The following is a 20,601-nucleotide window of genomic DNA, read 5'->3' as shown; positions in this document are numbered from 1 at the left end:
ATTATTCGGAAACGCTCAGGAAGCGGCTCAGGTGTTCATTGGCAGCATTGTCCTGCCAGCCCTTGATGCGGTCCGAAACAAGCCACAGATCGGCCTGGGTCAGGAAGGGAGCAATCGGCTGGTCGCGCATCAGGATTGTTTCCGCCTCATGCATGATCTTCGATCGCGCAGCCGGATCCGTTTCCGCATACGACTTCTTCATCAGATCGTCGAATTCCTTGCTCTCGTAATGCCCGTAATTGAAGGTCTTGTTGGTCGAGAGGTTCAAGGCGAGGAAGTTTTCCGGATCGGCATAATCGGCAACCCAGCCGGCACGTGCCACGTTGAACTTGCCGCCTTCCTGGAGATAGGCGTAGTGCGAGGAGACATCGAGATTGCTCATCGTCACCTTGGCACCGAACGTGTTTTTCCACATGTCGGCAACGGCGGTGGCGACACGTTCGTGGTTCGGGTTGGTGTTGTAGCGGACCTCGATATTGAGCGGCTTGCCGCCTTCACCGTAACCGGCTTCCTTCATCAGTTCGATCGCCTTGTCTTCGCGGTCGAGCTGGGAAAGTTCTGCGAAATCGGCCTTGGCGGGTTCGCCATAGTTCGCCATGCCCGGCGGCACCAGCGAATAGGCGGGAAGCTGCGACCCGCTATAGATCTTCTTGGCCAGGAAATCGCGGTCGACGGCCATGGACAGGGCCTGGCGGACACGAACGTCGTTGAAGGGAGCCTCGCGGCCATCGAAGACGTAATAATAGGTTGCAAGCGTCGGCGACACGTGCACCTGGTCCTTGTAGGCCGAGCGCAGCCGCTCGATCTGGTCGGCGGAGAAGTTATAGACGAGATCCATTTCCTTCGCCTCGAAGCGGCGGACGGATGCGGCCTGGTCGTCGATCGGGTAGAAGATCACCTTGTCGAGCTTGACGTTGGCGGCATCCCAGAAATTGGGGTTCTTTTGGACAACGAGGCTGTCGTTCGGCACATGGCTGACGAGCTGGAAGGCCCCGTTCGACACCATCGTGCCTGGCTTGACGAAATCGGCGCCGTTCTTCTCAAGGCTTGCCTTGGAGACAGGCAGGGCAGTCTGGTGAGCAAGAAGTTCAAGGAAGAAGGGGGTCGGGCGCTCGAGGGTGATCTCGAACGTCTTGTCATCGACGGCCTTGATGCCGAGTTCCTTCGGATCGGCCTTGCCGGTGTTGACCATTTCCGCGTTCTTGATCGGGTAGAGGATGTTAGCATATTTCGCGGCGGTCTTCGGATCTTCCACGCGCTTGAACGAGAATTCGAAATCCTGCGCCGTGACGGGCGAGCCATCGGACCACTTGGCATTCTCGCGCAGCTTAAACGTGTATGTCAGTCCGTCGTCGGAGACCTTCCACGACTCCGCTGCACCCGGTACAATCTTGCCCGCAGCGTCGTAGATCGTCAGACCTTCATAAAGATCCTTCAGGATGAAGGCTTCGATATTGATCGAGGTCTGGGCCTGATCGAGCGTCTGCGGTTCGCCGGAATTGCCACGATGAAGCACCGTTTCAGCAAATGCCGGTGCCCCGGCCAGCAGAGTTGATCCGAGCAAAGCGACTGCAGCCGCACGCATGAGACGAGATGACATACCGTTATCCTCCTGGTTTTCCGTCCGATTGGGCGAGTGAATGCCAGAAATATCGGAACCGCAAGGCTTTTTTGCTCTCGACTCAAATGCGGAGTGTATATCCGCGCGCCTCGACTAACCTCATAATTGCAGGGTCCTGTAGAGGCGATAGCCGGGGTATCCTGACCTTGCATCCGCGCCAGACCGTGAATCGAGAGAGCAGCGACATTTTACGTTCAGGTAAACCGAGCAGCGAATACCATGGTGTCGCGATCAGGGTGCCTGGAGTAATTTTATTGCAGGACCGCAAATGAAAGCAGTTCCCACCGATCCATCTCGATACAATCAGGGAGGGCATGGTTGGGCATCATCGGACTGCCATATGCGCCTCTCGCAATATGACGATCCGGCACCCCATCAGCGGCTCTCAAACATCGGGGACGGTGTAGCGTCGGCTATCACGGGCAACGAGCCGATGAGGCAAAGCGTCACGAATCTGCACGCTCCGCGGCTCATCCCTTCAACAAAGCGCTTCGGCCAAGCATGCGGGAGGTCGCGCCTAGTGGCGCTTTCTTCTGGAGATCTTGTTGCCGTGTGGACCGCTGACGACCGGCGTCCTGTCCCGATTTTCGGTGACCAGGGTTCGCCACCGGTCGAGACGATCGCCTGCAAGTTCGCCGCTTGCGACTGCAGCCTGAACGGCACATCCGGGTTCGTGGACATGGCTGCAATCGCGAAACCGGCACTGCGATGCCAGTTCGGCGATATCGGAAAAGAAGACATCGATACCGTCGGCAACATCACTTACATACAGCGTCCGGATCCCGGGTGTATCGATCACCCATCCGCCACCCGGTAGCGCGTGCAGCGATCGTGCCGTCGTGGTGTGTCTGCCCTGCGAGTCGTATTCCCGGATCGTGCCGGTCTTCTGTGTGTCCGACTGAGACCCGACGAGCGAGTTGACCAGGGTTGATTTCCCAACGCCCGACGATCCCACGAGCGCGCAGGTCTGTCCCTCGCCGCACCACGGCGCCAGGAGTTCGCGTGCCTCTACCGAGCGTCCGTTCAGGAGGATAACGGGCAGGCCAGGCTGCAGTCCCTGCGCCTGGACCCGGAAGACGTCAGCGTCTTCGGTCGTGTCCGCCTTTGTCAGGACGATCACCGGGTTGCTCCCGGCTTGTTCGGCCAGGATCAGATACCGTTCCAACCTTGAAAGGTTGAATTCGGCGTTGCAGGACGTCACGATGAACAGGGTATCGACGTTGGCAGCAACCAGTTGCGGGATCGTGTCGTTCCCCGCACGTCGTTGAAAGAGAGTTTTCCGTTCGAGACGGCGAACCAGCATGCCGCTGATCGGGTCGGCGAGGATCCAATCGCCGACCGCGAAATCGGCTGTGTTGGCGTTGGCTGGGAGCTCGAGGGCGGCCGGACCACCGGCATCAATAGCCTCCACGCGCGACCGGTGGACGGAGGCAATGCGCCGCGGCGCGAGTTCGTCTTCATCGGATGTGAGCTGATCCGAAAAGAAGTCCGACCAACCAAGTCGTTTAAGCGCTGTCATGTGAAGGGGGTCGATCAAAGGAAGGTCGCAATCTTTGGAGCTGTTAGGGTTGGACGGGGCCTGTTGGCTTCGGTTTCCCTTGGCTGCGCGAGAAGTTTGGCCGAAAAGAGTCTATGAGCGTCGGTGCGTCGCGGACGGAGGCAAGTTCTTTTGGACGCTGGCATACACAACCATCCTCTTCAGACTGTATGCGCGGGGCAGTTGGCGGACAAGCCCTAACGAACCTCGTCGTGCGGGACGGGTCTGCAGAGCAGGTCAAAACTAAAGGTTGACTTGGCGGCCCTTCGTCTCTATCTTTGGTTTATCGATCTTTTGCTTGCTGAACTTTGGTTACCGCGCGATTGGCACCGCGCTCTGAACGAACTTCCCTCTCAAAATCAATCGTTACACTCATCCGTTCGGCTTCGGTCCTACGGTCACTCAACATTGCTTTGAAAGGGTTCATCATGACCACAGGCACAGTAAAATGGTTTAATTCCACCAAGGGTTTCGGCTTCATCGAGCCTGACAACGGCGGCGCTGACGCGTTCGTCCACATCTCTGCCGTCGAGCGCGCGGGAATGCGCGAAATCGTAGAAGGCCAGAAGCTTGGCTACGAACTCGAGCGCGACGCGAAGTCGGGCAAGATGTCGGCCTGCAACCTTCAGGCTGCCTAATCGTACCTGGTTTCGTCCTTGACCACGGATGTACTGGCACCGACGACACCAAGTTATCTGAGAGGCCGGGCTTATAGCCTGGCCTTTTTTGTTGGCTCGCTCAAAGCAGGCTCAACCACAGGAAAATCCATGACACAGACCCATTCGAAATCCAGACAGCAGGCCGAGATTGCCTTCGGCAACACGCAGACGCAGTTCTTTGCCCGAAATCACGCCGTCGCGGAAATGGACTCCCTCGTTGCGGCGCGCGAGACGAAAACACAAAGGCTGCGGCAGGCACGCCTCGCGAAGGATGCCGACGACATCGCCAAGGCATCCGCAGGCCTGATCGCAATGCGCGCCCGCAAGTCCGACCTTTAAGGATGCCATCTTGATGGACCAGAACACCGAGTGGACATCCGGTCAGCTGCGACGCGCGATCAAGGCGGCAGGCGTGGCGCTGTGGACCTGGAACGTCGATACGGACGCGTTCACGATGGACCAGCGTGGATATGCACTATGGGATTTGGAGGTCGATGGCGTCCTGTCCTTTGAGGACCTGTCGGCCAAGGTCCATCCGGCCGACCGCGATCGTGTCAGGGCAGCGTTCTCGGCAACACGTGCCGTCGTTGGACCTTACGAGATCGACTTCAGGATCATGAGCGATGTTGAAGTTCGCTGGATCTCAGCACGCGGTCAGGGGAGCGATGAGGATATTCTGGCTCGGCAGATGACCGGCATCTTTCTCGATGTCACAGGCCGCAAGCAGGCTGAAGAAGGGCATGAGCTTCTCGCCGGAGAAATGAGCCACCGGGTCAAGAACCTGCTCGCCATCGCGTCAGGGCTGACGCAGATGACATCCCGGTCCTCGAGTTCGATCGCCGATATGACCTCACAGCTCACTCTAAGGCTAACCGCTCTCGGCCGTGCTCACGACCTTGTCCGGCCTTTACCTGGCGGGCAGGGCAAGGCCGCTCTTCTCGGTGACCTGATCACGATCTTGCTCTCCCCCTATGACGAGACGGCGGCGTTTGCTGGCCGTATTCGGGTAGCAGTTCCAAGGATGGGCGTGGGAGAGGCGGCAGCCACAGGCCTCTCGCTGGTGATCCACGAACTCGCCACGAATTCACTGAAATACGGCGCCCTGTCAGTCGGCACCGGAACACTGGATGTGTCCGGATCGGTCGAGGAGAACAATCTGATGGTGACCTGGATCGAGCAGGGCGGGCCCGAGGTTGTCTTCCCACAGGGCCCGGCCGGCTACGGTAGCAGAATGCTGGACCGTACCATGTCCGCTCACCTTGGAGGAACGATCTCCTATAACTGGACACCGGACGGAGCGCTGGTCACGCTTATCATCAACACGAGCCGGCTTGCCTCTTGACCGCTTGGAAAAGGCCTCGGCCGCAAGCCCGCGCCGGAAACTCCTACGGGCTGACGCGCAGCCGTGTTGTCGTTGAACGTCTGCGCGGTCGCTCTTTTGCCGGTGAATAAGTTAGCGTCCGCTTGTACCGGAAACATGGGTAGATGAAGCGCGCTGATCAGCGCTTTTCGACATCGACTCGAAGCGTGCAACGATCAGATCAAGGTCATACGGCTTCGAGAAGAATTGTGCCGAAGACGGCAAGTCGATCTCACCGGGCGTGATGCGACCGGAGGCAACCACGATCCCGGCGTGAGGGAACCGAGCGGCGACTTCGTGGGCAAGGTCCACACCCGTCAGAAGGCCGGGCATCTGGATATCTGTGAACAAGAAGTGAATGGTCCCGTCATCGATCTTGTCCAGGGCCTCGTCCACCGTGCCGGCCTCTATGACCTCGAACCCCGCATCCTCCAGGGCGTCTGTGACCGTCATCCGGATCAACACCTCGTCGTCCACCACGAGTACTTTGCGCATGTCCCACTCCCTGCATGTGGCCCTACAACAGACCGACGCGGTTATCGTTCCAAAAAACGCAGTGGGTATCAGACAACTGCATTGGCCTTTCCGGCTAGTGCGTTGGATTGCAGTGGCAGTGGCAGTGCCAGCTTTCGGTGAGTAGCAAGTAGATGGCAGTATCCTTTGGTCTGCTTCGGGTGTGGGGACAATCTTCTTGTAGCCGATGGGCTATCGGCGGCGCTTTCAACACCACGGCTGTGACCGAAGCGGCCGCCCAGGGGTACGGCGCAAACATGTTGGTCATTGCGCTGCCAGCCGCCGACCACAAGACAGGAATGCACCCTACCGGACATCTGAACACACGGTTGTATTCAGATGTGCGGCGTGGTTCGGCGCACGTACGTCGCGCGCCTTGCTGCAACGCGCAGGATCCATGTCACGAGACGGTACCGGCTCCACGAAGCCGGTGTCCGGATCTTCTCGGCCATGTACGGACGTGATTTCGCGGCTGAGAACGATCTTCTCAACGCGCTTGATCTAGACGTAATGTCATTGGATGAATTAAAGACCCTTTGCCAAAACGGGTTTGCACCCTTGGCCGCGTGACCATCGTAAGCCTTCGATCTTTGCTTCACCGTCCGGCAAACGGACCGAGCAGCTTAAGGTCGAGGCAGGGGAGGTAGGAGCGTCAACGCGCTTCTCCTGTCCCATACCCGAACTTCTCAAAGCCGCGACGCGGATGCGTCGGAGGCAAACAAGGTTGCATTCACAATGAGCAACGCATTCCTCGCACATCTCTCCACCGAACTTGCGGGTCTGAGGTCTTCGGGTCTCTACAAGACCGAGCGGGTGATCGTTTCCAAACAGGCCGGCGAGATCGAAGTCGCATCTGGTCGCAAGGTTTTGAATTTTTGCGCCAACAATTACCTTGGCCTTGCCGACAACGCCGAACTGGTGGAGGCCGGCAAGAACGCGCTGGATCGTTACGGCTACGGCATGGCATCTGTGCGTTTCATCTGCGGGACGCAGGAAGAGCACAAGCAGCTCGAAGACCGGATTTCGAAGTTTCTGGGATTGGAGGATACGATCCTCTATTCGTCCTGCTTTGATGCCAATGGTGGATTGTTCGAGACGCTTCTCGGCGAGGAGGACGCGATCATATCGGACGCACTCAACCACGCTTCGATCATCGACGGGGTGCGCCTCTCCAAGGCGAAACGTTTCCGCTACGCCAATAACGACATGGCGGCGCTGGAGGAGGAACTGAAAAAGGCCGAAGGCAGCCGGTTCAAGATGATCGCCACAGACGGCGTGTTTTCGATGGACGGCATCATCGCCAATCTTGCGGGCGTCTGCGACCTTGCCGAGAAATATGGCGCCATGGTCATGGTCGATGACAGCCATGCCGTCGGCTTCGTCGGCAAGCACGGTCGCGGCTCGGCGGAACATTGCGGCGTCGAGGGCAGGGTGGATATCATCACCGGCACGCTCGGCAAGGCGCTCGGCGGTGCATCCGGCGGCTATACGTCCGGCAAGAAGGAAGTGGTCGACTGGCTGCGCCAGCGCTCGCGTCCCTATCTGTTTTCCAACACCCTCGCTCCGGTGATTGCGAGCGCCTCGCTGAAGGTGTTTGACCTGATCGACAATGGTGACGCATTGCGCGCCCGGCTAGAAGCCAATTCCCGCCTCTTCCGCGATGAAATGAGCAAGCTTGGGTTCACGTTGGCGGGCGAGGGGCATCCGATCATTCCCGTTATGCTCGGCGATGCGTCGCTGGCGCAGGACATGGCGGCGAGGATGCTGGAAAAGGGTGTCTACGTCGTCGGCTTCGCCTTCCCGGTCGTACCGAAAGGCCAGGCGCGTATCCGCACCCAGATGTCTGCGGCGCATAGTGAGGACGATGTGCGCCGGGCCATTGCGGCGTTCGAAGAGGTCGGCAGGGAACTGCGCGTGATCGAGTAGATGCCCGGCCCGAACCGATCCAACTCATTGACAGGAATTTTTCGATGACCAACATGATGCGCGCCCTCGTCAAGTCGAAAGCCGAAACCGGTCTCTGGATGGAGCATATCCCTGTTCCGGACCCCGGCCCCAACGACGTGCTGATCCGGGTGAAGAAGTCCGCGATATGCGGCACCGACGTTCATATCTGGAACTGGGACAGTTGGGCCCAAAAAACCATCCCGGTGCCGATGGTCGTCGGCCACGAGTTCTGCGGGGAGATCGCGCAGGTGGGCTCTGCGGTCACCAAGGTCCAGGTCGGCGCGCGCGTCTCCGGCGAGGGGCATATCGTTTGCGGCAAGTGCCGCAACTGCCGCGCGGGGCGCGGACACCTTTGCCGCAACACGTTGGGCGTGGGTGTCCACCGGCCCGGATCTTTTGCCGAATTTGTCTGCATTCCCGAAGACAATGTCGTGCCGATCCCGGATGATGTGCCGGACGAGATTGCCGCGATCTTCGATCCGTTCGGCAACGCCGTGCACACCGCTCTCTCCTTCGATCTGGTCGGCGAGGACGTCCTGGTGACCGGAGCCGGTCCGATCGGCATCATGGGTGCGATGGTTGCCAAGCGCTCCGGCGCCCGCAAGGTCGTGATCACCGACATCAACCCGGTGCGCCTGGCACTTGCCGAAAAGCTCGGCATCGACCACGTCGTCGATGCGTCCAAGGCAAACCTGTCGGACGTGATGAAGCGCATCGGTATGACCGAGGGCTTCGATGTCGGTTTGGAAATGTCGGGCGCGGCCCCCGCCTTCCGCGACATGATCGACAAGATGAACAATGGCGGCAAGATTGCCATTCTCGGCATCGCGCCGACCGGGTTCGAGATCGACTGGAACAAGGTGATCTTCAAGATGCTCGATCTCAAGGGCATCTACGGGCGGGAAATGTTCGAGACCTGGTACAAGATGATCGCCTTCGTGCAGGGCGGCCTCGACCTTTCGCCTCTCATTACCCATCGCATCGGCATCGACTCCTTCAGAGACGGGTTCGAGGCCATGCGCTCCGGCAATTCCGGAAAGGTCGTCATGGACTGGTGAAGCCAACATGAGGTCCAACAAAAAGCCGACCGATGGGGGCAATACGATGTCGATCAAGACTATAGGGCAGGCGAAGCTCTTCTGCTCAGGCCCTTTCGGATTATGACCATCTTGCCGGAACAGGGAGCAAAGGAAAACTGGAACCGTCGGATGGTCTTCCTGGCGCTTCCCATCATTCTCGCAAATCTGGCTCAGCCGATCCTGTCACTTGTCGATACGATGGTGGCGGGACATCTCCCGGGGTCTTTCTTTCTCGGCGGGGTAGCGCTGAGCGGCGTGCTGTTCAATTTCCTTTTCTGGAGTTTCAGTTTTCTGCGCATGGCAACGACCGGTCTGGTCTCCCAGGCGTGGGGTGCCAAAGATAGCACGCTCATGCGCATGCATCTGTTTCGGGCGCTGCTTATCGCCGCTGCCGGCGGTGCCGTGATCATCCTGCTGCAAAAGCCGATCATCGAGATCGGACTCGGATTCCTCGGCGGCAGTGAAGCGGTCTACCGGAGCGCGTCGGATTATGCATTCGCCAGAATCTGGTCAGCGCCTGCGACGCTCGGAAATTTTGTCCTTGTCGGCTACCTTCTCGGTTGCCAGCGCGTGATGATCTCACTGGCGCTACAAGTCGCCCTTAATATCGTCAACTTGCTCGCAACTCTCACGCTGGTTCTTGTTTTCGACTGGGGTGTCGCCGGCATAGGGGCGGGGACCGCCGTTGCCGAATGGGTGGCCTTGATCGCAGGCCTCTTCATCATCAAGCCATTCGGTGCGCATCCCGCAGTGCGGATGAAAGAGCTGCTGGACGGGTTGGCACTTCGACGGCTGGTCGCGGTCAACCGGGACATCTTTCTGCGAAGCTTCTTCCTTCTGCTCTGTTTCGGCTGGTTTGCCCGCAGCGGTGCCAAGGAAGGCGACACGATCCTCGCCGCCAATGCCATCCTTCTCAACCTCCACGGCTTTACATCCTATGGGTTGGACGGGTTTGCGAATGCCACTGAAACCCTTGTCGGTTCAGTCATCGGTGCGCGGCAAAAAAAGGCGCTCGCCCAAGTGATCAAGGCCGCGTTTGTGTGGTCGGGTCTGGTGGCGTTTCTGTTTTCGGTCGTTTACGCCTTCGCTGGCTCATCGATCGTCTCGCTCCTCACCGATCAGGAAGATGTTCGTACCGCCGCCATTGCCCTGCTTCCCTTCCTGATCGCGTTGCCGCTCGTTTCCGTGACCAGCTTCATGCTTGATGGCATCATGATCGGAGCCATGCGCGCCCGCGATATGCGCAACAGCATGATCATCTCCACCTGCATCTTCATCGCCACCGCTTATGGTCTGCAGCAGATCTGGGGAAATGAAGGGTTGTGGACAGCGATGATGATCCTGATGATAGCGCGTGCGGTAACGCTCGGCTTGAAACTGAAAGAGACATTTGCGCAGGTGTAGCGGCAATTTGCACAGCGCTCATAGCGGCGAAAACGACAAGGGGCGCAGTACGGTGTGCTGTCCTTCATACCCACCGACGAACCTCAACGGATCAGCGTGACGTGGAAGCAGGGCAAGAGGACCTTCTGTCGAACCGGAAAACGGCTCGAGCAGCGCGACCGCATCAGGCGGCGCATGGTCGGTCACCAATCCTGCACAGTCAGGGGCAAACAAGGGCGTGCCTGCGGGCCGTGGGCCATGCTGCCGGTGACGGTCGGCGACGGCCGTGTCGAAAACGGGTGATCCGCGCCCAAGCGTCGCCAGATAGTTATGCTGCTGCAACACCATCGGGAAAGCCTGGGGGATGAAGCCGTTTACCCAAGCCTCTTCATTCGAGAGTGCGGCGCGGCATGCTTCGCGTTCAGCCCAGTCCGCATAGGTCCAGAGATGGTGGATCACGTTCAGAGGGCCGGTTTCCGCCTGCCAGTAGCCGAGAAGCGGCAGGTGCCGTGTCACAAGCGGAAGCCCGAGGTCTGCAAGCAGTGCGAGGTACTCGCCGGTTGCGCCCGGCTTTAGCTGATAGGTTCGCCATTCGTGGATCATCACCGTCTCCCGTCGCGCAAGTCTGGCACGCCGGACCGCCCGCGAACATGGATAAGGCATGCAAGAGATTGGACAATTGAGCCTATCAGCTGTCGTGTCGTGCCGCCTGTTTGCGATAGGTCCCCGGAGAGATCCCGACACGCTGGGTAAAGAAGCGGTTGAAATAGGCGGGGTCGTCGAAACCGGTCATATGTGCCACCTGCGCGACGCTGCTCTCGGTATAGACGAGGTAGCGCTTGGCTTCCATCAACAGCCGCTCGTAGAGCAGGTCCGACGCGGTCTTGCCGGCGCGCGCCTTGCAGGCAGCATTGAGCCGCGCCTGCGTCGCCGCCAGCTCTTTCGCGTAGAAGGTCAAGGATCGCTCCGTCCGGAAGTGGCGCTCCAAAAGGGCCCTGTAGCGCAAAAGCAGATCATAACCCCGGTCTGGCGTGGATATACCGGTCTCGTCATGGGTGATGTTAAGCCTCAGCACGATCACGAGCAGCCGCATGTAGTGTGCCATCATCGATATGCGCCGGCCGGGTGCCGACCAGATGAATTCCCGATGCAGCCAGTGAAACGTGTCGACGACGGCCGGAATGCTGACGCCGGTTCCTTCGATCGGGTAGACTGCCGGTCTCGATGCAGCCGTTTCGAGCCGCGGGTCCGAGCTCGACGCTGCCTTCAGGCAACCGAGTGCGGCCGTCACCACGTAGCCGTCAGTCCCCGGATCAAAATCGATCTGGTGCACGATACCGGCTGGAACAACCATGATCGCAGGCGCGGGTATGAATGAGATCTGATCCTCCATGCGGATCGTTCCACCCCCCTCTCTGACCAGCAGAACCTGCATATGGTCCGGATGGGCATGCGGACGAATTCTCCAATCGTTTGGCCCGCTGCGGTCACGCAGGGGTTCAATATGCAGGAAGTCCAGATCGACGTCGGCACCCTGATCGCCATAGAGATAGTAAAGCGGAATGCCGCCTGCGGCCAAGCTTCCCATGTGTCCTCCTCATTATCTCCCTGGCAAATAGTGCAACAATTGCGCGACGGCGTCCATTGGTCATCCCCGGTATGCGGGTTAGCAAGATCTCCATCAAACGCGACCGGGAGAAGCGGATGGAGCCGAAGAGGGAGGAGGGGCACGTCTGTGACGTGCTGGTCGTCGGATCGGGCGCGGGAGGGCTTGCCACCGCGATCACGGCGAGGAAACACGGCCTGTCCGTGATCGTGATCGAGAAGGAGCCTGTGTTCGGAGGCACGACGGCGTTTTCGGGTGGCGTGCTGTGGATACCCGGAAACCGGCACGGGAAATCGAACAACCCGAGCGATACGCGCGACGCGGCGCGCCGTTACCTCAAGGCCGAGACCGGGAACTGGTTCGACGCGCAAACGATCGACGCGTTTCTCGAGGCCGGTCCGAAAATGCTCGACTGGTTCGAACGCGAGACGGTGGTGAAATTCGTCCCCACGCTTTACCCGGACTATCACCCGACGGTGGATGGCGGCGTCGATGTCGGGCGCTCGGTGCTGGCGGCGCCTTTCGACAGCAGCGTGCTCGGCAGCGATCTTGCCCGGCTGCGGCCGCCGCTCGGCTCGATCACGTTCATGGGCATGATGTTCAACTCGTCCAATGCCGATATCAGGCATTTCTTCAACGCCACCAAATCGCTGACCTCGTTTTCCTACGTGATGAAACGCCTTGTCGCGCATGCCGGCGAGGTTGTGCGTCACGGCCGCGGCGTCCAGGTCACGAGCGGCAACGCGCTGGCAGCGCGGCTGGCCGCAGCCTGTCTCGATCTCGATATTCCGATCCTGACCGATACGCCGGCGCTAAGGATGACCAAGGACGGTGGTCGTATCACCGGTGTCGAGGTCGGTGGCGCGTCACCCGGCCGTATCGTCGCCCGGCGGGGAGTAGTCCTTGCTTGCGGAGGATATGCGCAGGATCTCGCGAGGCGAGCCGGGATCTACGCCCATCTCAAGGCAGGCGGTGAGCATTTTTCGCCGGTACCGGAGGGCAATACCGGCGACGGCATCCGTCTCGGCGAAGAGGCAGGCGGCGCATTTGATGCCGAATTCGCCCAGCCGGCTGCCTGGATGCCGATCAGCCGTGTGCCAGGCATAGGCTATTTTCCGCATCTGCTCGATCGCTACAAGCCGGGCATGATTGCCGTTCTGTCCAATGGCCGGCGATTTACCAATGAGAGCGAGAGCTACCACGATGTCGGCGCTGCCATGGTTGCGGTGGGCGAGGGGGGCGCGTGGCTGATTTGCGACCATCGGGCGATCCGCAAGTATGGTCTTGGCCACGCAAAGCCCGCGCCGGTGCCGCTTCTGCCGTGGCTGAGAAACGGCTACCTCAAGAAGGGAAAGACACTTGCCGATCTCGCCAAGGTCTGCGGGATCGATGCGACCGGTCTGGTGGCGACCGTGGCCGAATTCAACCGGGGCGCCAGGCACGGACGGGACGAACAGTTCCATCGCGGCGAGACCACCTTCAACCGATACCTTGCCGATCCCGACCACAAGCCCAACCCTTCGGTTGCGCCTCTCGAGCATGGGCCGTTCTACGCCGTCCGGCTAGAAATCGGCGACCTCGGAACGTTCGACGGACTGAAAACCACAGTGGAGGGCTCGGTCGTCGATCGGGATGGCCGGGTGATCGATGGCCTGTTTGCGGTCGGTAACGACCGGGCCTCGATCATGGGCGGCAATTATCCCGGTGCCGGGATCACGCTCGGCCCGGCGATGACATTCGGCTGGATCACCGGGCGCTATCTCGCAGGGATCGCACCGGCGGCGACGGGGGAGGGAGACGCGGCATGAGCTGGCTTGGACTGGAGGGAAAGACGGCCGTCATCACCGGCGCCGGAGGCGGCATCGGTCAGGGGCTGGCGCGCGCCTTCGCTGCGGAAGGTGTGCGGGTCGTGCTGCTCGACCGTGACGAGGCGCAGACGGCGTCGCTCGCTGCCGAACTGGGTATGGGTAGTTTCTCGCTCAAGTGTGATGTGTCGCGGGCAGACGACGTTGCCGCAGCGGCGGATGCGGTCGAGGCGCTGGGAGGCGCTGATATCCTGATCAACAACGCCGGAATCCTGCGGCCCGGCCCGCTCGAAAGCGTCTCCGAGGCCGACTGGTCGGCGATGCTTTCCGTCAACCTTACGGGTTATCTCGTCACCGCTCAGGCGTTCGGTCGCGGCATGATGTCCCGCGGACAAGGTGCCTTGGTGCATGTGGCGAGCATCTCGGGCAGCTACCCTCAACCTGCAAGCGGCGCCTATTCCGCGTCGAAGGCAGCAATCCTGATGCTGTCGCGCCAGCTTGCCTATGAATGGGGACCGAAGGGCATCCGCTCGAATACGTTGAGCCCGGGACTGGTGCGCACGGCGCTTTCCGAAACCTTCTACGCCGATCCGCAGGTCAAGGCCCGGCGCGAAGCCATGGTCCCCATCCGCCGTATCGCAAGCCCTGAAGATCTGGCAGATGCGGCTTTGTTCCTCGCCTCGCCGCGCGCATCCTACATCACGGGACAGGACATCCTCGTCGATGGGGGGCTGTCGCAATCGCTGATGGGACTGGTACCGAGGCCTGGTTATGCGTGAAGCCCTCGTCACCGGCGGCGCCGACGGGATCGGCCTGGCAATTGCCCGAGCGCTTGCTCAAAGCGGCCACCGCATCACCATCGCCGATATCGACGGCGATAAGGCTGCTGAGCGGGCGTCTGAGCTGGGCGATGTCCATCGCGGCATGGCGTGCGATGTGACCGACGAGGCGCAGGTGGCCGCGGTAGCTGGTTCGGCTCCGTTCAGTGTGCTGGTCAACAATGCCGGGATCGGCGACAGCCACCTGCCAACGCTGGAGCAGGGGATCGAGGCTTTCCGGAGGGTGCTCGATGTGCATCTGGCCGGCACGTTTCTGATGTCGCGGGAAGTGGCGCGTGGCATGGTCGCGCGGGGCGATGGCGCAATCGTCAACCTGTCCTCGATTGCCGGACTGACCGGTCTTCCCAAGCGCAATGCCTATGGTGCTGCCAAGGCCGGGATTGTTGCCATGACGCGGGCGATGGCCTGCGAGTGGGCTGGGCGTGGTGTGCGGGTCAATGCCGTTGCGCCGGCTTTCGTGCAGACGGCGCTCGTGGAAAAGCTGGCGGCCGCAGGCCGGATCGATCTGCCAACGCTTCGCCGCCGCACGCCGATCGGGCGGCTGATCATGGCCGAGGAGGTAGCTGCCGCCGTGAATTTTCTAGCCTCTCCAGCGGCATCGGCGATCACCGGCGTGGTGCTGCCGGTCGACGGCGGCTGGACCGCGTTCGGTGATTTCGGCGACGCGTCCCCTTGAGAACGCGTCGCCGAAAAGGTTATGCGATCGCGAGGATCGATCAGGCGGCATCCTCGATGTGACCGCCGAGAAACAGCTGGCCGACACGCGGATCATTGAGCAGCTTATCCGACTTGTCGAACATACGCGTCTGGCCGAGTTCCAGCACCAGCCCGTAATCGGACATGGCGAGCGCCGCCTTGGCATTCTGTTCGACCATCAGGATCGTTACGCCCTGGTCGCGCAGGCGGGTCAGCGTCTGGAACACCTCCTGCACGAGATTGGGGGACAGGCCGATCGACGGTTCGTCGATCAGGATCAGCTTCGGATCGAGCAGCAGCGCGCGGGCGATCTCAAGCTGTTTCTGCTGGCCGCCGGAGAGCTCGATCGCCTTCTGGTCCTTGCGCTGGCGCAGCATGGGGAACTGGTCCATGACCTGTTCCATCCGCATTTTCACCCGCGCCTGATCCTTGGCGGTGATGCCGCCGAGTTCGAGATTGTGCAGCACGGACAGTTGCGGCACGACATTGCGGCCCTGCGGCACGTAGGTGACGCCGCGGGCAATCATGTCGGCCGGGCGCTTGCGCGTCACGTCCTCGCCTTCCAGGTGGATGGAGCCGGAATTGATGTCGAGCAAACCGAAGATCGCCTTGAACACCGTGGATTTGCCAGCGCCGTTCGGACCGATCACCGTGGTGATGGAAGCTTTCGGTATGCTGAAAGACGTCCCGTTGAGAATTGTGATGCGGCCGTAACCGCCATTGAGGTTTTTCACTTCCAGCATGTCAGCCTCCGAGATACGCGTCGATGACCAATTGGTTCGCCCGGATTTCGTCCGGGGTCCCCTCGGCGATGATCTCGCCCTGCGCCAGCACGATGACGCGGGTGCAGAGCGACATGACGAATTCCATATTGTGTTCGATCACCACGAAGGTTGTGCCGTGTTCGCGGTTGTAGGTGATCAGCCGGTCCTTGAGGTGCCCAAGCATGGTCAGGTTGACGCCGCCGGCCGGCTCGTCGAGAAGTACGATGCCGGGTCCCGCCATGAAGGCCATGGCCGCATCGACCAGCTTTTGCTGGCCGTAGGAAAGCGAGCCCGCCGGCGTATCGCGGTAAGGCGTCAACCGGAAGAACTCGATCAGCTGTTCGGCTTTTTCCGTCAGTCCGGCGTCCGATTCGCCGAACAGGCGCGACAGCATCGAGCCTTCATGCTCCTGGCCGGCAACGATGATATTGTCGAGCACCGTCATGTTGGGGAAGACCGAAAGCTGCTGGAAGGTGCGGCCGACACCCATCAGAGACAGGTCGGCAGGCCTTACGCCGTCGGTGGACTTGCCGTTGATCTGGCAGTGACCCTCGGTCGGCTTCGACTGGCCGAGAATGCAGTTGAACAGCGTCGATTTGCCAGATCCGTTCGGGCCAATCAAACCAAGAATTTCGCCTTTGTGCACGTCGAAGCTGACCTGGTGGACGGCACGGATGCCGCCGAACCGTTTCGAGATGTTGTGAACCGAAAGAATGACCTCCTGGGCCGCCGCATTCATAGCTGGACTCCCTGTTTGAGATCGCGGCGGGCCTCATGCTTGGGCCGGAACCTTTCCGCGAGTTTCTTGCCGGCCCCGATCAGGCCGGTTGGCGAAAACACCATCAGGACGATCACCAGCGTCGAGTAGATGATCAGGTAATAGCCTTCCGTGAAGCGCAGCAGTTCCGGCAGGAGAATCACCACGGCGGCACCCAGCATCGGGCCGAAGAAGAAGCCCGAACCGCCGACCACCACCATCAGCAGGATTTTCAGGGAATGGATCAGTGCAAAGCTGCTGGGCTCGATGAACTGCACCAGCGGTGCCTGCAGCGCGCCGGCAAGACCGCCGAACGCAGAGCCGATGGCAAAGGCGAGCAGTGTCTGGCGTCGAACCTTAAGGCCGAGGCTTTCGGCGCGGATTGGATTTTCCCGCAGCGCCCTGAAGGCTCGCCCCCAGGGAGAGCGCAGGATCCACCACATGGCGCCGGCGGAAACGATGAAACACACCAGCGTGAAATAGTAAAAGGCGATGTTGCTGTCGGTGGTGATACCGAAAAACGACGGCCGAGGCATGCCCACAAGGCCGAACGACCCGCCGGTTATCTCTTCCTCGTTGCGCAGCACGAGGAACAACAGCGTGTTGAAGGCAAGCGTGACGAAGGCGAGGAAGTGGTGCTGAACCCGCAGCGCGGGGTAGCCGAGCAGCAAGCCGACCGCGAAGCTTGCTGCGATCGACACGATCACGGCCAGTCCCCAGTGAATGCCGTTGAGTGTCATCAGCGCGGTGATGTAGGCGCCGATGCCCATGAAGGCGGCCTGCGCCAGGCTGACTTGGCCGGCATAACCGAGCGTCAGGTTGAGACCCATGGCGGTGATCGAGAAAATCAGCCACGAGGCCAGCGTGTAGACAATGTAGTTGCCCTGGCCGATCGGAGCGGCGACGAGGGCAGCAATACCCAGCAGAAGCAGAAACGGTTTCAGGCGGATCATACGGTTCTCCCTTCCGAGGTGCCGAGCAGGCCCTGCGGACGCAAGAGGATGATGGCGATCAGCAGCAGAAGCGGCATGGCCGAGCGGTACTGGGCGGAGATGTAGACGGCTGACAGATTGTCGATCACGCCGATCAGCAGACCGCCGACCAGGGCGCCGCGGATCTGGTTGAACCCGCCGACGATGGCGGCGATGAAGGCGACGAGGCCGAGCGTTTCACCATTGGAAAACTTGGCGAGATAGATCGGCGAGATCAGCACCGAGGCCACGGTGGCAAGGCCGGCATTGATCAGAAATGTATAGAGCACCATGCGCTTGACGTTGACGCCGAGGATTTCGGCGACCGCCGGATTCTGGGCGCTGGCCTGCATGCATCGGCCGGTCCGTGTTCGATTGAGAAACAGCTGCAGGCTGCCGATGGCGAGCATCGAGACAACGAGATTGCCGATATCCTGCATAGAAACGCTGGCGCCAGCGATCTCGTAGACCGTCTGCGGAAAGATCGCAGGGAAGGGCTGGGCGGTCGCGCCGTAAAATTCCTTGACGCTTTCCTTCATCAGGAGGCCGAGCGAAATGGTGGCGATGACCAGCGGCAGCGTTCCGTGCGGCAGCATCGGTTCGACGATCAGCCGCTTGAAGGCCACGCCGAGAATAAGAAGCGACAGCGCGAGCGCCAGCGCCACGGAGGGCCATAGCGGCAGGCCAAACACTGTCATACCAACCAGCACGAAAAAGGCTGGCAGCATGACGAACTCGCCTTGGGCAAAGTTGATGGTTTGCGATGCCTGCCACAACAGGGTGAAGCCGACTGCCGCAAGGGCGTAGATGGAGCCGGCGGCGAGACCGGAGACAATAATCTGGATAAACTCGGCCATGGGGTCGTCCTCACGGGCTGGTAATCGGCGTGACGTGCAGGATTGATGACGACGTGCCGGCGGCGCGAACCGCCGGCACTTGTCTCGTCATGCGATCGGCATCAGTTCGGCGGCAGCACCGCCTGGACCACCTGTTTGCCGTTCTCGACTTTCACGACAAAGCTTTCGCGCGACATCTCGCCGGTGTCGTCCCAACTCACATCCATCAGGACGCCGGGATGATCCTTGGCGGTCAGCTTGAGACCGTGCAGCTTTTCCGCGATGGCCTTGCTGTCCGGCTTGCCGACCATTTCCGTGACGTATTTCAGCGTCCAGGCGGCGGTGTAGCCTTTGATGGCATTGTGGTCGGGCGTGTACTTGAACTTCGTCTTGAAGCGCTCGACCATTTCCTTGACGGCGGGGATATCGGCATCGGGCGTCAGGCCGACATGGCCCATAGCGCCGTTGGCAGCATCGCCGGCAAGTTCGATGACCTTGTGGCCGATCAGAGTAGTTTCGCCGAGAAGCGGTTTGTTCAGGCCTTGCTTGCGGGCTTCGCGCAGGAAGCGGGCGCTTTCTTCCTCGGTGTAATAGATGAAGAAGGCTTCGGCCGTGGAGCCCTTCAGCTTCAGCACGTCGGCGGAGAAGTCAGCCTGCGCCTGTTCAGACGGCACATCGACGACGACCTCGATATTGGCAGCCTTCATCGCATCGACGAAAGCCTTGTGGCCGCCCTTGCCGAATTCGGTATTGGCCCAAGCGACGCCGACCTTTTTCAGACCCATCGTCTCGGACATGTATTTGGCAAGTTTCGGCACGCCCTTTTGCGAGCCGAAGGCGGTGCGGAAGATGTAGGGGTTTTTCATGGCGACGATGGACGGGGCCTCGGAGCCGGTGAACTGCGGAATGCCGGCCTGACGCGCGACCAGCATGTTGACCACGGTTGATGACGAGAACACCGTTCCCATGATCGCGTAGATGCCGTCGTCGATACCCTTCTGCACCATGGCGCGCGAAACCTGCGGGTCGGTCTGGCTGTCATATTCCAGAACCTTGACCGGCTCCTTGAGGATGCCGCCCTGCGCATTGATTTCCTCAAAGCCCATCTTCACGCCATCGCGGAAGTTGGTGCCGGCCGCGGCACCGGGTCCGGACAACTCGACGATCGAGCCGACCTTCAGTTCGGCAAGCGCCGGCATTGCGCCGAGCGCCAGTACCATTGCAGTCGTGGTGATTAGTTTTCTGATCATGACCTTCCTCCTTGGCTGATCGATATTTCCGTCCCGGCGGCCAGGTCTCCTCCCTTGTCGCCGTATCCCTCCTGCCCGTGCGTAAAGCCGGGCCTGCGGTGTCTTCGTCTCGATCGCCTAGGCGTCGATCGTGCGTGTCCCCATCAACAGATCGGCCAGCAGCACGGCCTGGGCGTCGAACATGCCTGACCCGGACATGGTGCCGCAGCCCTTGTCGCGGGCAGCAGCAATCAGCGGCGGCACGGCCGGTCGCGTCACGACGTCCGAGACGAACTGGTCTGAGGTCAGAAGATCCGTCTGCACCGGCAGGGGATCGGTCTCCCGCATGCCAAGTGGCGTGGCATTGGCGACCAGTGCAAAACCGCGTGGATCTGTTGAGCCTATCCGCGCACGACCCGGAAATGCCTTGTTCAACTGCGCGATCAACGCATCGCGTTTGTGCGTGTCGAGATCGTGCAGGGCCAGTTCCGAGGCGCCGCGCGCCAGGATTTCGTAGGCGATGGCCGCTCCGGCGCCGCCGGTACCCACCAGAAGCGCAGACTTGCCGGCGATCTCGAAGCCTTGGGCCGCGATACCGTCAAGGCAGCCGTGTCCGTCGGTCGCGTCGCCCACCCAGTCGTCGCCATCGCGGATCATGATGTTGACGGCGCCGGATGCCTTTGCGCGGGCCGATATGCGGGCGCAGAATTCGAGGCAGGGGACTTTGTGCGGTACCGTGACAATGATGCCCGCGACATTGCGCATGCTCTTTGCCTGCGACAGCCAGCCGGCCAGGTCTTCGGGGAGAATATGGACCGGTGCGACGATGCCGTTAAAGCCGCGATCGGCCATGATCTGGCTGAGCGAAGCGGGCGATTTCACCTGTCCGATCGGATGGCCGATGATCGGGAAGAGCTTGGTCTCCCCATCGACCTTTATATGTATACTCACGCCTTCCTCCCCTCGGCATGCGATCCGACCCTTGTCCGGTCGTTCTCA

General features: G+C 60.6%; 20 protein-coding genes. 9 read left to right on the top strand and 11 right to left on the bottom strand.

Annotation, left to right across the window (positions count from 1 at the left end; genetic code table 11):
• Position 1 precedes the first annotated feature (1 nt).
• Together BLW69_RS15875 and rsgA are read right to left on the bottom strand one after the other, a co-directional pair.
• Complete coding sequence (locus tag BLW69_RS15875) at positions 2-1,585, bottom strand: peptide ABC transporter substrate-binding protein (protein ID WP_244508866.1); 1,584 nt, start codon at positions 1,583-1,585, stop codon at positions 2-4.
• A 553-nt stretch (positions 1,586-2,138) separates the two neighbouring features.
• Positions 2,139-3,140 carry a ribosome small subunit-dependent GTPase A gene (gene rsgA, locus BLW69_RS15870; RefSeq protein ID WP_092663297.1) on the bottom strand — a complete coding sequence of 334 codons (1,002 nt, stop codon included), beginning with the start codon at positions 3,138-3,140 and terminating at the stop codon, positions 2,139-2,141.
• 446 nt (positions 3,141-3,586) lie between these two features.
• On the opposite strand from rsgA, the gene BLW69_RS15865 reads away from it, so the two are divergent.
• The 3 genes from BLW69_RS15865 (at position 3,587) to BLW69_RS15855 (ending at position 5,159) form a co-directional block, all read left to right on the top strand.
• On the top strand, positions 3,587-3,796 hold the full coding sequence (locus BLW69_RS15865) for a cold-shock protein (RefSeq protein ID WP_062459297.1): 210 nt from the start codon (positions 3,587-3,589) through the stop codon (positions 3,794-3,796).
• A gap of 129 nt (positions 3,797-3,925) precedes the next feature.
• Positions 3,926-4,156 (top strand): hypothetical protein, encoded by a 231-nt coding sequence (locus BLW69_RS15860; RefSeq protein ID WP_062459299.1) that lies wholly within the window; start codon positions 3,926-3,928, stop codon positions 4,154-4,156.
• A 13-nt stretch (positions 4,157-4,169) separates the two neighbouring features.
• Positions 4,170-5,159 carry a sensor histidine kinase gene (locus BLW69_RS15855; protein WP_092663295.1) on the top strand — a complete coding sequence of 330 codons (990 nt, stop codon included), beginning with the start codon at positions 4,170-4,172 and terminating at the stop codon, positions 5,157-5,159.
• Positions 5,160-5,270: 111 nt separating this feature from the next.
• Here BLW69_RS15855 and BLW69_RS15850 read toward each other — a convergent pair whose 3' ends face one another.
• Entirely contained in the window at positions 5,271-5,672 is a 402-nt protein-coding gene (locus BLW69_RS15850) for a response regulator (protein ID WP_092663293.1), read from the bottom strand.
• Between the two features lie 753 nt (positions 5,673-6,425).
• Here BLW69_RS15850 and BLW69_RS15840 point away from each other — a divergent pair.
• The 3 genes from BLW69_RS15840 (at position 6,426) to BLW69_RS15830 (ending at position 10,120) form a co-directional block, all read left to right on the top strand.
• Positions 6,426-7,616, top strand: a complete 1,191-nt coding sequence (locus BLW69_RS15840; RefSeq protein WP_062459309.1) for a glycine C-acetyltransferase — start codon at positions 6,426-6,428, stop codon at positions 7,614-7,616.
• Positions 7,617-7,660: 44 nt separating this feature from the next.
• A complete protein-coding gene (gene tdh / locus BLW69_RS15835; protein ID WP_092663289.1) occupies positions 7,661-8,695 on the top strand; it encodes an L-threonine 3-dehydrogenase in 1,035 nt (344 codons plus the stop codon).
• 102 nt (positions 8,696-8,797) lie between these two features.
• Positions 8,798-10,120: an MATE family efflux transporter gene (locus BLW69_RS15830; protein WP_092663287.1), complete on the top strand. Its 1,323-nt coding sequence runs from the start codon at positions 8,798-8,800 to the stop codon at positions 10,118-10,120.
• An 18-nt stretch (positions 10,121-10,138) separates the two neighbouring features.
• Here the strand turns inward: BLW69_RS15830 and BLW69_RS15825 are convergent, their stop codons facing one another.
• Positions 10,139-10,702: an NIPSNAP family protein gene (locus tag BLW69_RS15825; RefSeq protein ID WP_162759512.1), complete on the bottom strand. Its 564-nt coding sequence runs from the start codon at positions 10,700-10,702 to the stop codon at positions 10,139-10,141.
• A gap of 85 nt (positions 10,703-10,787) precedes the next feature.
• Entirely contained in the window at positions 10,788-11,687 is a 900-nt protein-coding gene (locus tag BLW69_RS15820; RefSeq protein WP_062578250.1) for a helix-turn-helix domain-containing protein, read from the bottom strand.
• 116 nt (positions 11,688-11,803) lie between these two features.
• Here BLW69_RS15820 and BLW69_RS15815 point away from each other — a divergent pair, with 116 nt between their 5' ends.
• The 3 genes from BLW69_RS15815 to BLW69_RS15805 are packed head-to-tail and all read left to right on the top strand — an operon-like array spanning position 11,804 to position 15,025.
• Positions 11,804-13,513, top strand: coding sequence for an FAD-dependent oxidoreductase (locus tag BLW69_RS15815; protein WP_092663283.1), 1,710 nt, complete (start codon positions 11,804-11,806; stop codon positions 13,511-13,513).
• The gene (locus BLW69_RS15810) at positions 13,510-14,289 is read left to right on the top strand and encodes an SDR family NAD(P)-dependent oxidoreductase (protein WP_092663281.1); all 780 of its coding nucleotides are present in this window, start codon (positions 13,510-13,512) and stop codon (positions 14,287-14,289) included. The genes BLW69_RS15815 and BLW69_RS15810 overlap by 4 nt, the downstream gene beginning before the upstream one ends.
• The gene (locus tag BLW69_RS15805) at positions 14,282-15,025 is read left to right on the top strand and encodes an SDR family NAD(P)-dependent oxidoreductase (RefSeq protein ID WP_092663279.1); all 744 of its coding nucleotides are present in this window, start codon (positions 14,282-14,284) and stop codon (positions 15,023-15,025) included. Before BLW69_RS15810 ends, BLW69_RS15805 begins: the two co-directional genes overlap by 8 nt.
• Positions 15,026-15,065: 40 nt before the next feature.
• On the opposite strand, the gene BLW69_RS15800 is transcribed toward BLW69_RS15805, so the two are convergent.
• From BLW69_RS15800 to BLW69_RS15775, 6 genes are all read right to left on the bottom strand, one after another.
• Positions 15,066-15,788 carry an ABC transporter ATP-binding protein gene (locus BLW69_RS15800; RefSeq protein ID WP_092663277.1) on the bottom strand — a complete coding sequence of 241 codons (723 nt, stop codon included), beginning with the start codon at positions 15,786-15,788 and terminating at the stop codon, positions 15,066-15,068.
• A 1-nt stretch (position 15,789) separates the two neighbouring features.
• Positions 15,790-16,548, bottom strand: coding sequence for an ABC transporter ATP-binding protein (locus BLW69_RS15795; RefSeq protein WP_092663275.1), 759 nt, complete (start codon positions 16,546-16,548; stop codon positions 15,790-15,792).
• Complete coding sequence (locus BLW69_RS15790; RefSeq protein ID WP_092663273.1) at positions 16,545-17,519, bottom strand: branched-chain amino acid ABC transporter permease; 975 nt, start codon at positions 17,517-17,519, stop codon at positions 16,545-16,547. Before BLW69_RS15790 ends, BLW69_RS15795 begins: the two co-directional genes overlap by 4 nt.
• Positions 17,516-18,394, bottom strand: coding sequence for a branched-chain amino acid ABC transporter permease (locus BLW69_RS15785; RefSeq protein ID WP_062459345.1), 879 nt, complete (start codon positions 18,392-18,394; stop codon positions 17,516-17,518). Before BLW69_RS15785 ends, BLW69_RS15790 begins: the two co-directional genes overlap by 4 nt.
• Before the next feature lie 101 nt (positions 18,395-18,495).
• Positions 18,496-19,623: an ABC transporter substrate-binding protein gene (locus BLW69_RS15780; RefSeq protein ID WP_092663271.1), complete on the bottom strand. Its 1,128-nt coding sequence runs from the start codon at positions 19,621-19,623 to the stop codon at positions 18,496-18,498.
• A 117-nt stretch (positions 19,624-19,740) separates the two neighbouring features.
• The gene (locus tag BLW69_RS15775; RefSeq protein ID WP_244473973.1) at positions 19,741-20,553 is read right to left on the bottom strand and encodes a shikimate dehydrogenase family protein; all 813 of its coding nucleotides are present in this window, start codon (positions 20,551-20,553) and stop codon (positions 19,741-19,743) included.
• Positions 20,554-20,601: the final 48 nt, after the last annotated feature.

The sequence above is a fragment of the Rhizobium sp. NFR12 genome, assembly GCF_900108545.1.
Classification (GTDB): domain Bacteria; phylum Pseudomonadota; class Alphaproteobacteria; order Rhizobiales; family Rhizobiaceae; genus Neorhizobium; species Neorhizobium soli.
The sequence above is the reverse complement of the archived record's forward strand: the minus strand, read 5'-3'. Positions and strand labels throughout refer to the sequence as shown.